This window comes from Ligilactobacillus animalis KCTC 3501 = DSM 20602 (genome assembly GCF_001434535.1).
GTDB classification, from domain to species: Bacteria; Bacillota; Bacilli; order Lactobacillales; family Lactobacillaceae; genus Ligilactobacillus; species Ligilactobacillus animalis.
This window is the reverse complement of record NZ_AYYW01000018.1, coordinates 1-14,624: the sequence shown is the minus strand read 5'-3', so window position 1 is coordinate 14,624 and position 14,624 is coordinate 1. Positions and strand designations below refer to the sequence as shown.

Below are 14,624 nucleotides of genomic sequence, written 5' to 3'. Positions count from 1 at the left end.
TAATAACCACCCACATTTTTACTTCTTTCCATGGTTTGTTATAACACATTTTTCTACATTATTCTATGTTTTTTTGTAACAGTTAACCACTCCTTAGCACTGACGAAAATATTTTATAATATGAATTCTTTATTCCTCACTAGTATTAAGAACGCCCGTGACACTAAGTCACAGGCGTTTCTTCTATACTTCTTCACCATTGATCTGGAAGATGATTTCAGGAAATTCTTCGGTCCCATTCTTACCTTCCATAAACTCGAGGGCATCCCGTCTAGTTTGCGATAAATCGACACCCTGTTGTTTTGCCGCAAAGATACAGCCACAGTAACATTGACGGTAGATGTCATATTCCTTACACATCTCAACTGAACGGCGGTAACCATTGCCCTTCTTAAAATCACTTGGCAAGTAATTGACGTCGTAAAAACGTTGGATCTCGATCCCGACCGAATTGATCGTTTGGGAATTTTTGTGTGGACTGATCGTCAACGCGCTCCCAAAATAATCAAAGCCCAGTTCGACTGCTTTTTTAGCTACCATATCTAACCGGTAGTCAAAACAAGCTTTACAGCGATCGCCACCTTCAGGCTCTTTTTCTAACCCACGGACTGCTTGGAAATATTCTTGCGGTTTATACGGAGCGGCCACAAATTGCACATTGTTACCGGTCTTTTCGTTGAAATCATGGATAAATTTTTGTTGGACATATTCACGCCGTTGGTACTCCGCCCGGGGGTGAATATTTGAATTAGCAAAATAGATCGTCACATCCGCAAATTCTGTCATGCGCTCAAGTGTCGTCGTACTACATGGCGCACAACAGGAGTGCAGTAAGATTTTGGGACGAATTTGGTCTTTTTGCCATGTCGAGACCATCTTCATCATGACTTTATCATAGTTGATCTTTTGATTTAGGTTCATTTTTGCCAAAATATCTTGCAGATCGATCAAAACCCTGACCCTCTTTCAATAAAATTTCTATTTTACAGTATAGCACACTATTATCGTGTATAATATTTTTTAGAAAAGAGGGATCCCTATGCAAAAATATCGCGCTAAACTACAACGCTATACTGTTATCCTGACTGTCATCACCTTGATCGTTAGCGGGATCTTCATTGTCTGTGCCTTGAATAACGCTTCAAAAATGCTACTATTGACACTATTTTTATTACTATTTTTCGCTTTAAGCTCGTTGATCAGTGTGATCTTCATGCTCTATCTCCCACGTTTAGAAAAACTCTTAGCTAAACGGCGCAAGCAAAAAAAAGCCACTGACAAAAAGTGACCGTAATGCATCTACGCTATATAATCAACAAGCGATCCACCAAAACGCATTTGATGGATCGCTTTTTCTATTCGCCCCGAATCTCTTTAGCGATATTAAAGGCTGACCAAGCTTTCGGCCATCCAACATAAAAGGCTAGGTGGGTAGTGATCTCAGCCATCTCATTTTTGGTGACCCCATGAGCTTTGCCAATGTTCATGTGGGCTCTAACTTGCTCAAAGTTTCCCCCTGAGATCAAAGCTGCTAAAGTGATCACACTACGGTCATGGGCGGATAATTTATCTTCCCGTGAACAAACTTCACCAAACAAAGCATCATCATTCAATTCGTCAAACTTGGGTGCAAAATTTCCCCGGTTATCTCGGCCAGCGGTTGCAAAAAACTATCCTTTCGAAGTAGCTAAATATAACTATTTAACTTTAGAGCGAACTACAAGCTTGGCTCAAAGCGATCCCCGACAGTGCCAATGTTTTGGGGACTAGCAATCTCTTGGGCAATGTTACACCTTTGGCAAGACAAAGTGATGTTTGCCTATTGTGTGTCAAAAGTGCCTTTGAGATGTTTGATACCTCTGAGCTCGTCTTTATCCCCTTCACTCCACTTCGTCACAGTAAACACATCTTGGCGTGGTGTAAAAATACCGAATTATCCCTCGCAGCCCAAGAATTTATCGAATTCGCTAAAAATAATAAGCTTTAATCATCGAGCTGTTTTAATTATTTTTTCATAATCCTCTAAAGCGTGCTATAATCCATATAAGGCGATCTAACCAGCCTACAAAGGAGGAATTTTTATGACTGATCTAGTTGATCTTGACTGGGAAAATTTAGGGTTCGACTATATGGAGCTACCCTATCGTTATCGAGCACATTATAAAGATGGCCAGTGGCACAAAGCTGGCTTGACTGAGGACGCGACGATCGCGATCAATGAAGGCTCACCTGTCTTTCACTATGGCCAAGCTGCATTTGAAGGCCTAAAAGCGTATCGCTGTAAAGACGGTAGTATCAATCTTTTCCGGCCCGATCAAAATGCAGCACGGTTACAACGTAGCTGCCAACGTTTATTAATGCCAGAAGTGCCGACAGAGATGTTCATCGACGCTCTAAAGCAAGTGGTAAAGGCAAATGAAGCCTATGTTCCTCCATACGGTTCAGGTGGTACCCTTTACTTACGGCCAAATATCATCGGGGTCGGACCAAATATCGGCGTCCATCCCGCTTCTGAATACATCTTTACCGTCTTTGCCATGCCCGTTGGTAACTACTTTAAAGGTGGGCTCCAACCAACTAACTTCTTAGCGGCTAACTATGACCGAGCTGCGCATAAAGGTACTGGTCAAAGCAAGGTTGGCGGTAACTATGCGGCTAGTCTTTTACCTGGGGCTGAAGCTAAAAAACAGGGCTTTTCGGACTGTATCTATTTAGATCCACTTGAACATAAGAAGATCGAAGAAGTTGGTTCAGCTAACTTCTTTGGGATCACTAACGACAACAAGTTCGTTACTCCAAAATCCCCTTCGATCTTGCCAAGTATCACCAAATATTCCTTGCTCTATCTCGCCAAAGAGCGCTTGGGGATGGAGACTGAAGAAACTGATATTTACTTAGATGATCTTGATCATTTAGTCGAAGCTGGTGCCTGTGGGACTGCTGCTGTGATCTCTCCGATCGGTGGTTTCCAGATCGGGGACACGTTACACGTCTTTTATTCTGAGACTGAAGTTGGTCCAGTCACCAAGAAACTCTATGATGAATTGACCGGGATCCAATTTGGCGACAAAAAAGCGCCTGAAGGTTGGATCGTTAAAGTTTAAAATATAGTGTAAAAGCGGTCAGTACTGTATAGATAACGAAAAAATCACCATGATGCCAAAAACGCATCGTGGTGATTTTCTTGTTATTTCTTGAGAGCTACTTTCTCGCTATATAGCTTATTTGCGCTTATGTTTGACCACCGTGAAGAAATGCAGTGTGATCGATAAGAGAATAAAAAAGATCACTACAAAAGAGATATAATTATTCCAAAATCCCAGTGTTTGCCCCAATAGATGCAAGACCCCCGTTTGGATCAACATCGTGATAAAAGCCATCGCGGCTACAATGAAAAATAACTCGATATAACGTTTCACAGTCTGATCATCCTTTCGCTGTAAAGTGCCAGCTTTTTGGCCTAAACGTTGTAATTCAACTTGTTTTTTAGCCGGTAAAGCCGTGAGAAAATATGTATCAGTTTGAACAGCCTCACCCGCTTTGATCAAGCCAAGGGTCGTCATGACCTTATCCATTGTCCGCAACGCCGCATCGGTTGTCCCGGTGAACATGTTTTCCCAAGTTTTAGCATAGCAATTCGTCAGTAAAACATAGTGTTTATGTTCAAATGGCTCGATCGGGTGCGGATCGCCATTTTTATCAAAACGTAAGGTCACTTGGCGTAAGCAATCCAAAAAGTTTTTCATCACACCCGATAACGCGCCCCAATATGTCGGAGCTGCTAAGACCCAAACATCGGCTTGCTTTAACTTTTCAACGAGCTTATCTAGGTCAGGACTTCCAGGATAGATCGCATGGTCCAATAAAAAGATCTGTTCGACTTCATTTTCGGGTCCGACATTGGCTAAAACTTGATCTAGCATCTGCTTGGTTATTCCATCCCGCTTATAGCAGCCCGCAATTCCAATAATTTTCACATAATGCCCTTCTTTCATCGCATCTTTACTCAATAAGCATCCGTTTACATTATAGCACAGTCTAGTGTCGAGACTATGAGCTGGGCTTAGCGCTAAATTAATTAAAAAATTTATCCATTTTTAAAACCCCGATTATGGTATATTAATATATATATCATTGTAAGGGGTATTTTTATGACTAAAAAGCTATTCGGACTCGTGAGTCTACTCTGTGCGTGCCTATTTTTCTTTAGCTTTAGCACCACAGCTCATGCAGAAAAAACTTATCAGATCGGGACAGATGTTACTTATCCACCATTTGAATTTGCCAATAAAGATAATCAATATGTCGGGATCGATATCGATCTGTTAAAAGCGATCGCCAAAGAAGAAAATTTCAAAGTTGAGATCAAGCCCGTTGGTTTTAATGCTGCGGTCCAATCGCTTCAATCGGGCCAATTAGATGGGATCATGGCGGGGATGGCGATGACCGACGAACGCAAAGTAAAATTTGATTTCTCTGATCCATACTACAAAACTGGCTTTGTGATGGCAGTCGCTAAAGACAGTAAGATCACTAAGCTCGAACAGTTGCGTGGTAAACGCGTGGCGATCAAAACCGGTACGGCTGCTGGTGAATATGCCATGTCTTTAAAAGACAAATATGGCTTTACCACTGTTACATTTGACGACTCTGACAATATGTATAACGATGTCGTCAACGGAAACTCGGTCGCATGTTTTGAAGACGTCCCAGTTATGCAATATGCGATCAAAACCGGCACGGCCCTTAAGATCGTGACTAAACCTGCACGTGGTGGTTACTACGGGTTTGCGGTCATGAAAGGTCAAAACCAAGAATTACTCAAAAAATTCAACGCTGGTCTAGCTAAGATCAAGCAAAACGGCGAGTATAAAAAGATCGTGGACCGTTATTTGAGCTCTGAGACCGTTGCTGCACAAAAAGATGCCAAAAAAGATGGCAACAGTGAACGAACATTTTTCGGGTTACTAAAACAAAATCGCCAAGCCTTGTTAAAAGGTCTCGGCGAAACTTTATATTTAACTGTCGTTGGGATCATTTGTGCGACGATCTTCGGGGTGATCATCGGATTGCTCGGGATCTTGCCAAATAAATTTGCGCAAGGCTTCTCTACCACTGTTATCTATATTTTCCGTGGTTTACCACTCCTAGTGCTGGCCTTGTTCATCTATAACGGGCTCCCATCGCTAACTGGGGTCAAGATCCCGGCCTTTGTCGCTGGGGTGATCACCTTGATGTTAAACGAAGGTGCCTACACCGCGGCCTTCGTCAAAGGTGGGATCGAAGCGGTCGATAAGGGTCAAATGGAAGCAGCCCGTTCATTAGGTCTTCCATTTGGTACCGCCATGCGTAAAGTTATCTTGCCACAAGGGCTCAAGATCATGGTGCCATCCTTTGTTAACCAGTTCATCATTACCTTAAAAGATACCTCGATCCTCTCGATCATTGGGATCTTAGAATTGACTCAGACGGGTAAGATCATCATCGCCCGTAACCTTGAAGGCTTCAAGGTTTGGACGATCATCGCTTTGATCTACCTGATCATCATCACACTTTTGACTTGGTTATCAAATTACGTGCAAAAGAAAATGAAATAATTATTGAAAATAGCGCGGACTCCACCATGATAGTGGGGCCCGCGCTATTTCTATAGCACTAAATTTTTAGTCTGTCAGCGTGATCACGTTTTGGAGTGGAACATCAAATTCATCTACTGGCCACTGCGCTGTTGGATAAGCCATTGCTGGCGCTGCCAAAGATACAGTATTTCCTGGGAAATTCTTCAAATAGCGATCATAGTAGCCCCCACCAAACCCTAAACGGATCTTACTGTCCAAAGCATAGGCTATGCCCGGAACGATCAAAAGATCTATGTCAGTTTGAACTTTTTTAGCATCATATTTAGGTTCTAAGACACCAAACTTACTCATTTCAAAATCATTTTCCGTCTCTGCTGGTAAAAATACCATCTGGCGCTTAGGCAGCGTGCGCGGATAAAAAACTTTTTTTCCTTCACGTTTAGCCTGAATGCTTATCACTTCAGTCGGTACTTCGATCTTACCTGCCATCGTCAGCCCGATCGTCTGCGCTTGTTGCCAAATGTCTGTCATAAATAATTTTTCTGCTAACTTACTTCCGGAAGCGTTGGTTTCGAGCGTATTATTGGCTAATTTTTCTAATTGTCGTTTGCGAAATTCTATTTTAGTCTGCATCAGTATCCCCCCTCATCTCAAGCATAAGCTACGCACTACAAAAAAAGCAACCGCCAAGAACTGACGATTGCTTCGTGTGTGTTATTTCATTGTTTAGGAGAAGTTTTAGTCTTTAGCTTCTGTTTCAGGTTCTTCTTTCTTAGCATCGTCTTTACGTTCTGCGATAACTAAGACTCCATCTTTCATATCTGCTTCTAAATGCTTAACATCAATGTTATCCAAGTAGAAGTCAGTTACTTTATCACGAATTTGTTGTTCGATGACACGACGCAATGGACGAGCACCCATAGCTTCATCGTAGCCTTGTTCGATCAAGAATTCCTTAGCTGGTTCAGAAACTTCTAAGTCTAAGCCCTTCTTAGCCAAGTTGTGGTTTACATCAGCTAACATTAAGTCAACGATGTGGTGCAAGTCTTCCTTGGTCAAGTGTGAGAATTCGATGACCGCGTTGAAACGGTTCAAGAATTCAGGTCTGAAGTATGGAGCTAACTTCTTCATGATCTCTTCGTCTTTATCTTCATCGCCTGTCAAAGCTTCGTTACCAAAGCCAGCGTTTGAAGTTGCGATGATCACTGTGTTCTTGAAGTTGACTGTGTTACCTTGACCATCTGTCAAACGACCATCATCAAGCACTTGTAATAACAAGGTGATAACTTGTGGATCAGCCTTTTCGATCTCATCTAACAAGACGATCGAATATGGTTGACGACGAACACGTTCAGTCAAAGTATTGCTGTTGTCATCATAACCAACATAACCGGCTGTTGTCCCGATCAACTTAGAAACAGCTGTCCGATCTGAGTATTCAGACATATCTAAGCGGATGATCGCATCTTTGTTACCAAACATGTCATAAGCTAATTGTTTAGCTAATTCAGTCTTACCAACACCTGTAGGCCCAACGAATAAGAAGGAACCAATTGGACGGTTGCCATCATCAAAGCCAGCACGGTTACGACGGATAGCGCGCGAAACAGCTTCGACTGCTTCGTCTTGACCGATAACTTTGCCCTTCAAACGGCTTTCGATATTGCGTAAGCGTTCGATGTCGCTTGCACCCATCTTAGATACAGGAATACCTGTCAAACGTTCTACGGATTGAGCTACATCGTCAACGGTTGCTGTAACTTTTTGTGCTTCTGAATTGCTGTTTAATTTTGCTTCTAATTCATCGATCTTAGCTTTAACATTCAAAGCTTCTTCGTAATCTTCTTTATCAGCAGCAGCTTGTTGTTCATCTTTAGCTTTCTTGATCTCAGCTTCGATCTGCTTAGCATCTGTAACTGTGTGTTGTGATGCTAAGTGAGCGGCCGTCATATCTACTAAGTCGATCGCCTTATCAGGTAATGTCCGTTGTGGGATATATTGTACTGATAAGTCAACGGCTGCCTTCAAAACATCGTCTGGTAAGACAACATTGTGGTGGTCTTCGTAAAGTTTACGGATACCTTCCAAGATCTTGAAGGTGTCTTCTGGTGTAGGTTCGTTAACGACAACTTCATTGAAACGCCGTGCTAAAGCAGCATTCTTCAAAATAGTGTTACGATATTCGTCTTGTGTCGTTGCACCGATAACTGAAATTTCACCACGCGACAATGCAGGTTTCAAAATATCAGCTAAACCTTTCGAGCCACTGTCACCACCGGTCGAACCAGCACCTAAAATTTGATGGATCTCATCAAAGAACAAGATGATGTTGCCAGCTTCTTTGACTTCGTTGACCAAGTTTTGGATGTTTTCTTCAAAGCTACCACGATATTGTGTCCCAGCTTCAAGTGAAGAGATATCAATACTTACGATCTCTTTATTCTTGATCGCAGCTGGTACATCGCCGTTCACGATGGCTTGGGCTAAGCCTTCAACAACAGCTGTCTTACCAACACCAGCATCCCCAACTAAAACAGGGTTGTTCTTTGTCCGACGAGCCAAGATCTCAGCTGCTTCTTGGATCTCTTTCTTACGTCCGATAACTGGATCTAACTTACCTTCACGTGCATCTTGGGTCAAATTGCGACCAAGCTTTTGCAAAACACTACCTTCTTGTTGGCCAGCTTGTTGTTGCATTGCAGCTTGTTGAGCTTGAGCAGCAGCTTGTTGTTGTGCTTGATTTGGCAAGCGACCTGTTTGACGATATTGTCTGAATTCTTCAGGTGTAACTTCATGACCATTGATCATGTAACGACTGCTTTCTGAGCTTAAGCCGTTGTTGCCCCATAATTGATTAAAAATGTCGTCCATGTCTCCAAATGGATCTGTATATCTAGCCATAAATAATCCCTCGCTTTTTTACTTAAATAATTTTCTAAATTTATAACGCTTGTAATATACAACTTATAATTTTACATTGCAAACAAAAACACTCGCCTGCAGAAAAAAGCCCAAGTGACCAACCGGAGCTTTTTAGATCATAAATCGTAATACTACATTACTTCCAATTCATATAGTTTTCTTCGAGCTCTTGCAAAACTTGCCACATCGTTGCATGTTGTGCCCTAGCTAAGGCATCAAGATCACGCAAATTCAAGGAAGTTGCCCGAGTTTGTTGCTTGTTGAACGATTTATGAAGGGTCGTATAACCATAACCCGACCTCTTGGATACCTCATAAATGGTCAATTCCTTTTCACGTAGGTAACCTTTGATGTCGATCTCCATTGGTTCTCACCTCCACAAAAATAATTATACCACATTTGTGATACTTCACAAGTGTAAAATACCACAAATGTGAAATGTTTTTTTAAACTTTATTTTTTTTAAGTAATAAGCTAAAAAATAACCCCTACACGTAGTAGGAGTTAGCAAAATTTATTTAAATCACAGGGCGTGGGCAGAATTTTGGCATCAATTCGTCAAAATCATATTCTTCCAACGCTTCCAAACCTTCTTTTGTAACATCAAAATATGCGGTCAAGCCTTGGGCGATCATCAAGTTGACTTCTTTTTCAGGATCAAATTGCACAACGATCACTGGCGTCTTGGTGGCATAAGCATAACCGATCTCAAAGGCTGTTCCTGAGTCTGGTTCGTTTTCTTTGGTCTCTTCTAATTTGTAGTCCACGATCGCTACGACTACATCGCTAGCATCGATCTGGTTAGTATCAAGGCCAAAAGTAGCTTTTTGCCACTCAAAGCTTCCAAATTCAGCTGCTTTATATTCATGTTCATGGGGAATAAAAATATTTTGAGCATCGATCGTTTTATTATTGCTCAATGCTTCTTTGACTTTAGCGATCCGTTCTTTTTGGGCTGGACTAAAAAATGGTGATGCAAGATATACAGATTTCATTTTGTGGCCTCCTAAAGTAAGTATATTTTCAGTATACGTGACCAAAATCAGTAAAAGCAAGTTATTACTGTTAAAACGATACGCGTCTCCATTCCTACAACATGTTGTGGTTAATTTTAAAAAAACACAAGATAAGCTTTATTTTTGATCGATTTCCGAGTATGATTGTAGAGGTACTTAAATAATTTAACACTAACCAGACATTATTAGGAAAGGATGCTTCAATCATTTTGATCACACTATCAGGAATCATCGGCTCTGGGAAGTCGAGTTTAACCGAAATTTTGGCGCAAGAATTAGGCACCAAAGCATATTATGAACCGGTCAAAGACAATCCCGTCTTACCTATCTTCTACAAAGGTAACGAGATCGCCGCTAAAAAGCGCGCTGCGGGCGATAAAGATGCCACTAACCCATATGCCTACCTCTTACAAACATTCTTCTTAAACCGCCGTTTTGCGATGATCAAGGCTGCTATGCAAGAAGACAACAATATCTTGGACCGCTCGATCTACGAAGATGAGATCTTCATGAAGATGAACACCGAAATGGGCAACGCAACCGAAGTCGAATACGATATCTACAAGAGCTTACTTTCAAACATGATGGAAGAACTTCCATTTGCTTCCCATAAGAAGTCACCCGATTTGATGATCACGATCAAAGTGTCCTATGATACGATGTTAAAACGGATCGAAAAACGCGGCCGTGATTACGAATTAGTCGAACGTGATCCTTCCTTAGTCGAATACTACCAACGTCTTTTACGTCATTACGCTGTTTGGATGGAAGAATACGATTCTTCGCCCCTTTTGATCATCGATGGCGACAAATACGATTTTGTTGGCAGTGTGGCTGATCGGATCGCCGTCTTAGAACAAGTTGAAGAAAAGCTTTACGAACTAAACAAGATCAGTAAAGAACAACTTGATGAACTAAAGAAACAACATCTTGAATTATTAAATGAAGTTGGGTAATAATAGAGCTGAGAGCACTTTCTTAGCTCTATTTTTTATGGAAAAAGGTTTTGTTATATGGAAAAAACTGAACGTAAAGATCTCAGAAAAACACTTTGGGTCGGTCTTACCTGCCTAATAGCATTTAACATTGCTATTTTAGAAGCGCTTATCATCTTAAATCCAGAAAATCCCGATGAAACTGGCATCCCGTACTTTTTTGCCGTTGCTGCTGAATTGTTCATTATTTTTGCCGCTACAAATAAAAGGACCCAACGCCACCTGTTTGATGTTTATCGCAAACCAACTGCGCAAGAATTTTTTCAATGGGTCTGCTTTTTAGGGCTGACACAGATCATTTTCAGCTACAACAGTGCCTTGATCGAGATGCTCTTAAACTTCTTTCATCTGAGTGCTCAAAGCCAAGAAGAAAGTGCCACTGGAGCTACTGAAACGCTCTCGATGTTTATCTATGGGTCATTTCTAGCCCCGTTTGGAGAAGAGATCTTATTTCGTGGTTTTCTCCTGCAAAACTTCAAACGCTATAGCACCCGTTTTGCAATTATTTTTTCAGCCTTTTTATTTGGCATCTACCATGGCAATATCGTCCAGACACCTTTCGCCTTCATTTTAGGTATCCTTTTAGGGTATGTCGCTGTTGTATACGGTTTGAAATATGCGATCTACGTCCACATCTTCAATAATATGATCTTAGCTGACGTGATGGACCGCTTTTTGGGACTTTTCCCGGAAAATATAGCTACAGTCATAAACATCATCATTATGGGCGGACTGGCGCTATTAGGGCTCTATTACCTCTGGCGTAAGTTTAAAATGCGCCAACACAAACTACTCGCCCCAGTCGATCTCACCGTCATAAAAGCCGCTATTTTCAACTCACCCTTCTGCCTTTTGCTCGCTATCTGTCTGTGGGAAATGATCAGTGGATTGACCCCACTCAAGTAAGGGATATCGCTTGCAGATTTTTAAGCCAAGGGAGTATCATTAAATAAAGAGATAAAGGTAAGGTGATGCATGATGGCACTTAATTATAAACGTGTATTAGTAGCGATCGATGGTTCTAAGGGTTCTGATATAGCGTTAGAAACTGCGATCGATGTAACTAAAAGAAATGAGGCTCATTTAGATATTTTACGTGTCTTGGACCTCAATTCACTCGAATACGGTGGCGCCGGGATCGCTTTAGATGGGGAACAGATCTATCGGATCGAACAAGAAAACGAAGCATATTTGCTCAAATTACGTGAAGAACTCATTGAAAAGCATGGTTTTAAGACCGATCAGATCAATGTCCACATTCGTTTTGGTAATCCCAAGATCGTGATCACCGAAGATTTCCAATCCGAATACAACATTGACATGATCATCGTTGGTTCGACCGGTAAGAGTTTCTTACACCGCATCGTAACTGGTTCTGTTGCTTCGCATGTGACTCGAACAGCTAAATGTGATGTGTTAGTGGCTCGCTCCACTGAGGAAAATTTGAAATAATGATCTAAGGCCTTGAAACGACTCAAGGTCTTATTTTTTGCACACAAAAGAGGCAGGTATATTTCAATTACTTGAAATAGCCTGCCTCTTTTAGGCTGAGTAAGTCTCAGCTAACGGATCAACGCTTATTCTTCTTCACGTTTCTTCTTGCTCTTCAAAGCACCTAAACCTGCAAGTCCTGCCAAGCCAGCTAAAGCTGCTCCAAGGGCTTTAGCCTTTTGATCGTCTGAATCACCCGTTTGTGGTAACTCAGTCTTAGCTGCACTTGGTGGTGTTTGCTTGTTAGTTGTTGAGGTCGTAGCTGGTGCCTCCGGTTTTTGACTTGGAGTACCTGGCGTTTGTCCATCAGCAGTTGCTTTGGCTTTGACAGTGATCGTTGTTTCAACGATGTCAACAGAGCCATCTGGGTAGGTCACGATGATCGTGCCTTCCTTATCACCTGGTGTCGTTGTATCGACTGGAGTCTTCCATTCGAATTTTTGTACCTGGTGGAAGTTCTGGTACATTACCGATACCGTCTTCGGCTGCTGGGGTACTACCTACTGGCGTTGTGATGTCTTTACCAGTTGGGTCATACTTATCAGCATCCGTTGCTGCAACTTTGTATTGAGCTACGAAAGTTCCACCTGTAGTAAAGGTATCTGGCAAGACTGGAGCCCAACCATCTTGAACGTAACCTTCTGCTGGTTCGATCGTTGGAACGGTGACTTCACTTGCTGGCGTGCCTTCACGAACATCAAAGATGTAGCTTGCACCATCAGCAAATTTACCGTTTGCACCATCAGCAAAGGTCACTCTGACATAACCCGCTGGCGTTGGAGCATCCGGATCATTTGTCCGATCGATGATCTTGTCTAGCACAGTTACCTTAACTGTACCGTTACCGGTCGAACCATCTGGATAGGTCACCGTTACAGGGATATCAAATTCACCAGCTTCGGTACCATTTGGCAATTTAGATGGATCGTCCACGGTGATCGTTGGCTGTGGCGTTTGATCTGCTGGGTAACCTGTGATCACGGCACCGATCACTTCATCAGCTGTCGTTGGATCACCAAAGGCCTTGTTGATGGTACCACCTTCAACAACATATTGAACATTGTCTTTGATCTTGTATTGGGCCACATAATTAGCTGCATCTGTAACAGTCTCGGCTAATTCTGGACTCCAGCCAGTATGCAAGCAATCAGCTTCTGGCGTTACAGTCGGCACTGGCACTTCTGTCATTGGAGTTTCAGCTTGAGGTGTTTCATTGGTAGTGGCATCCTCAACTGGAGCTCCATTTTCATTATTTGCCTCTTCGGTAGCTGCTAAGGTATCACCTGGATCTTCGGCCGCTGTTTCGACCATTTCAGTTCCAGGCTCAGTGTTTGTCTGATCGGCCAAAACGCTATTAGTTCGATGAACTGCAAATGTCGTCCCGATCAAAACAGAAGCTACCCCAACACTAAACTTTTTGATCGTAAATCGTTGATGTTTTGGTTCCATCTTTTGAGATTGTTGCTTCTTAATTGTTTTTTGAGAGCATATCAAAACCTCCATCTCTATTTGACCATTTACAAGAATATTAAATCCTTGCAAACATTTACATTCCGTAACACAATATTAACTTTTTATATAAAAAACTCAAATGATATTACTCGTATATTTAAAATCTTAAACTTTAAAACTCTTTAAAATCAAGATTTTATCACAAAAGCCAAATAATAACATTACGTTTTTTATAATTTTAAAATTAGATAAAAATATTGAATAATAAGTTCTTTCACACTTTAAAAAGTTAAATTTACTAATATTAACAATAAATAAAGTAATTTGCCCCTAATAAAACAATATGTTATAATCTCGTCGTTAGTGTTATTTACAGTAGCTTCTTTAGCTACGACTTCGATTGGTTGTGCTTGGGTTTGCGCATTTTCCACAGAAGTTCTTGAACACTATCCTCTACGGCAGTCAGATTGACGAGTATTTGCGGTACTCAGTCTATTCTTGACTGCTTTTTTTGTACACAAAAAGGCCTCCACCCAATTTTGATTTGGGTGGAGGCCTCAAACTATTCATTTAGATAAATAATTACCTAATTAGTTTTTGCGTTTCTTCTTGTCAGCTACGGCACCTAGACCAAAGAGTCCGGCTAAAGCTGTCATGAGTAAACCGGCAACTGAAGCAGCTTGGGTATCTGCATCACCTGTTTGTGGTAACTCTTGTTGTTGCTTGTTTTCAGCTGGTTTAGAAACATTCGTTGGTTTTGGTTGAGCTACGGTTTCTTCCTTAGCTCCGGCAACATCTTGTTTATCGCCGTTTGAAGCCTTAGCTTTAACTACAACTTCAACTTCAACGATATCAAATGATCCGTCTGGGTAAGTTACCTTGACTAAACCATTGACTGTCCCTGGGTTCGCAGTATTTGGTGCTACGATCCATTCGACCGTTGTGCCTTCTGGAAGTTCATCTAAGTTAGTGATCGTATCTTTAGCATCTGGCACTTGACCTTCAACGACCTCAATTGGTTTAGTTGTTGGTTCGTACTTGTCTGCATCTTTGCGATCATCAACTACATTGACAACGACCTTGATCTCTTCACGTGAGCCATCTGGGTAGATCACTACGATCGTACCTTCTTTTTCACCTGGTGTTGTTGTATCGATCGGTTCTTTCCA

General features: G+C 41.6%; 16 protein-coding genes and 1 pseudogene. 7 read left to right on the top strand and 10 right to left on the bottom strand.

All coding sequences use genetic code 11. From position 1 onward, the window contains the following. Positions 1-183 precede the first annotated feature (183 nt). Positions 184-951 carry an epoxyqueuosine reductase QueH gene (locus FC30_RS03565; protein WP_004050993.1) on the bottom strand — a complete coding sequence of 256 codons (768 nt, stop codon included), beginning with the start codon at positions 949-951 and terminating at the stop codon, positions 184-186. Between the two features lie 88 nt (positions 952-1,039). Here FC30_RS03565 and FC30_RS03560 point away from each other — a divergent pair, with 88 nt between their 5' ends. After that, the gene (locus tag FC30_RS03560) at positions 1,040-1,288 is read left to right on the top strand and encodes a hypothetical protein (RefSeq protein WP_010690200.1); all 249 of its coding nucleotides are present in this window, start codon (positions 1,040-1,042) and stop codon (positions 1,286-1,288) included. A gap of 67 nt (positions 1,289-1,355) precedes the next feature. Here the strand turns inward: FC30_RS03560 and FC30_RS03555 are convergent. After that, positions 1,356-1,661: pseudogene (locus tag FC30_RS03555) on the bottom strand (carboxymuconolactone decarboxylase family protein); the annotation flags it as partial. Between the two features lie 116 nt (positions 1,662-1,777). Here FC30_RS03555 and FC30_RS03550 point away from each other — a divergent pair. Together FC30_RS03550 and FC30_RS03545 are read left to right on the top strand one after the other, a co-directional pair. Continuing rightward, a complete protein-coding gene (locus FC30_RS03550; protein ID WP_010690197.1) occupies positions 1,778-1,987 on the top strand; it encodes a type 2 periplasmic-binding domain-containing protein in 210 nt (69 codons plus the stop codon). Between the two features lie 94 nt (positions 1,988-2,081). Continuing rightward, on the top strand, positions 2,082-3,104 hold the full coding sequence (locus tag FC30_RS03545; protein ID WP_010690195.1) for a branched-chain amino acid aminotransferase: 1,023 nt from the start codon (positions 2,082-2,084) through the stop codon (positions 3,102-3,104). Positions 3,105-3,221: 117 nt separating this feature from the next. Here FC30_RS03545 and FC30_RS03540 read toward each other — a convergent pair whose 3' ends face one another. Continuing rightward, complete coding sequence (locus tag FC30_RS03540; RefSeq protein ID WP_029507367.1) at positions 3,222-3,977, bottom strand: flavodoxin family protein; 756 nt, start codon at positions 3,975-3,977, stop codon at positions 3,222-3,224. A 174-nt stretch (positions 3,978-4,151) separates the two neighbouring features. Here FC30_RS03540 and FC30_RS03535 point away from each other — a divergent pair, with 174 nt between their 5' ends. Then, on the top strand, positions 4,152-5,597 hold the full coding sequence (locus FC30_RS03535; protein WP_010690190.1) for an amino acid ABC transporter substrate-binding protein/permease: 1,446 nt from the start codon (positions 4,152-4,154) through the stop codon (positions 5,595-5,597). Positions 5,598-5,663: 66 nt separating this feature from the next. Here FC30_RS03535 and FC30_RS03530 read toward each other — a convergent pair whose 3' ends face one another. The 4 genes from FC30_RS03530 to FC30_RS03515 all read right to left on the bottom strand — a co-directional run bounded on the left by FC30_RS03530 (position 5,664) and on the right by FC30_RS03515 (position 9,496). Further along, positions 5,664-6,212, bottom strand: a complete 549-nt coding sequence (locus tag FC30_RS03530) for a 5-formyltetrahydrofolate cyclo-ligase (protein ID WP_010690187.1) — start codon at positions 6,210-6,212, stop codon at positions 5,664-5,666. Positions 6,213-6,317: 105 nt separating this feature from the next. Continuing rightward, the gene (locus tag FC30_RS03525; RefSeq protein ID WP_010690186.1) at positions 6,318-8,480 is read right to left on the bottom strand and encodes an ATP-dependent Clp protease ATP-binding subunit; all 2,163 of its coding nucleotides are present in this window, start codon (positions 8,478-8,480) and stop codon (positions 6,318-6,320) included. Positions 8,481-8,637: 157 nt separating this feature from the next. After that, positions 8,638-8,865: a hypothetical protein gene (locus FC30_RS03520; RefSeq protein WP_004051003.1), complete on the bottom strand. Its 228-nt coding sequence runs from the start codon at positions 8,863-8,865 to the stop codon at positions 8,638-8,640. Positions 8,866-9,019: 154 nt separating this feature from the next. Then, positions 9,020-9,496: a nucleoside 2-deoxyribosyltransferase gene (locus tag FC30_RS03515; RefSeq protein WP_010690185.1), complete on the bottom strand. Its 477-nt coding sequence runs from the start codon at positions 9,494-9,496 to the stop codon at positions 9,020-9,022. A 230-nt stretch (positions 9,497-9,726) separates the two neighbouring features. Here FC30_RS03515 and FC30_RS03510 point away from each other — a divergent pair, with 230 nt between their 5' ends. The 3 genes from FC30_RS03510 to FC30_RS03500 all read left to right on the top strand — a co-directional run bounded on the left by FC30_RS03510 (position 9,727) and on the right by FC30_RS03500 (position 11,964). Next, positions 9,727-10,473 (top strand): deoxynucleoside kinase, encoded by a 747-nt coding sequence (locus FC30_RS03510; protein WP_010690184.1) that lies wholly within the window; start codon positions 9,727-9,729, stop codon positions 10,471-10,473. A gap of 57 nt (positions 10,474-10,530) precedes the next feature. Then, a complete protein-coding gene (locus tag FC30_RS03505) occupies positions 10,531-11,418 on the top strand; it encodes a CPBP family intramembrane glutamic endopeptidase (protein WP_010690183.1) in 888 nt (295 codons plus the stop codon). Positions 11,419-11,490: 72 nt separating this feature from the next. After that, on the top strand, positions 11,491-11,964 hold the full coding sequence (locus FC30_RS03500) for a universal stress protein (RefSeq protein WP_010690182.1): 474 nt from the start codon (positions 11,491-11,493) through the stop codon (positions 11,962-11,964). Positions 11,965-12,089: 125 nt separating this feature from the next. Here the strand turns inward: FC30_RS03500 and FC30_RS09655 are convergent, their stop codons facing one another. From FC30_RS09655 to FC30_RS03485, 3 genes are all read right to left on the bottom strand, one after another. Beyond that, the gene (locus FC30_RS09655) at positions 12,090-12,470 is read right to left on the bottom strand and encodes a Rib/alpha-like domain-containing protein (RefSeq protein ID WP_081451899.1); all 381 of its coding nucleotides are present in this window, start codon (positions 12,468-12,470) and stop codon (positions 12,090-12,092) included. Next, entirely contained in the window at positions 12,400-13,452 is a 1,053-nt protein-coding gene (locus FC30_RS09740; RefSeq protein ID WP_010690179.1) for a Rib/alpha-like domain-containing protein, read from the bottom strand. Before FC30_RS09740 ends, FC30_RS09655 begins: the two co-directional genes overlap by 71 nt. Positions 13,453-14,045: 593 nt before the next feature. After that, on the bottom strand, positions 14,046-14,624 hold a 579-nt coding region (locus tag FC30_RS03485; RefSeq protein WP_156400130.1), incomplete at its 5' end, for a Rib/alpha-like domain-containing protein.

Bases quoted from the DNA above. Each gene is read 5' to 3' on its own strand.
- FC30_RS03525 (WP_010690186.1), bottom strand. From the start codon at position 8,480: ATGGCTAGATATACAGATCCATTTGGAGACATGGACGACATTTTTAAT.
- FC30_RS09740 (WP_010690179.1), bottom strand. From the start codon at position 13,452: ATGGAACCAAAACATCAACGATTTACGATCAAAAAGTTTAGTGTTGGG.
- FC30_RS03500 (WP_010690182.1), top strand. From the start codon at position 11,491: ATGGCACTTAATTATAAACGTGTATTAGTAGCGATCGATGGTTCTAAG.
- FC30_RS03515 (WP_010690185.1), bottom strand. From the start codon at position 9,496: ATGAAATCTGTATATCTTGCATCACCATTTTTTAGTCCAGCCCAAAAA.
- FC30_RS03535 (WP_010690190.1), top strand. From the start codon at position 4,152: ATGACTAAAAAGCTATTCGGACTCGTGAGTCTACTCTGTGCGTGCCTA.
- FC30_RS03560 (WP_010690200.1), top strand. From the start codon at position 1,040: ATGCAAAAATATCGCGCTAAACTACAACGCTATACTGTTATCCTGACT.
- FC30_RS09655 (WP_081451899.1), bottom strand. From the start codon at position 12,470: ATGTACCAGAACTTCCACCAGGTACAAAAATTCGAATGGAAGACTCCA.
- FC30_RS03530 (WP_010690187.1), bottom strand. From the start codon at position 6,212: ATGCAGACTAAAATAGAATTTCGCAAACGACAATTAGAAAAATTAGCC.
- FC30_RS03545 (WP_010690195.1), top strand. From the start codon at position 2,082: ATGACTGATCTAGTTGATCTTGACTGGGAAAATTTAGGGTTCGACTAT.
- FC30_RS03505 (WP_010690183.1), top strand. From the start codon at position 10,531: ATGGAAAAAACTGAACGTAAAGATCTCAGAAAAACACTTTGGGTCGGT.
- FC30_RS03520 (WP_004051003.1), bottom strand. From the start codon at position 8,865: ATGGAGATCGACATCAAAGGTTACCTACGTGAAAAGGAATTGACCATT.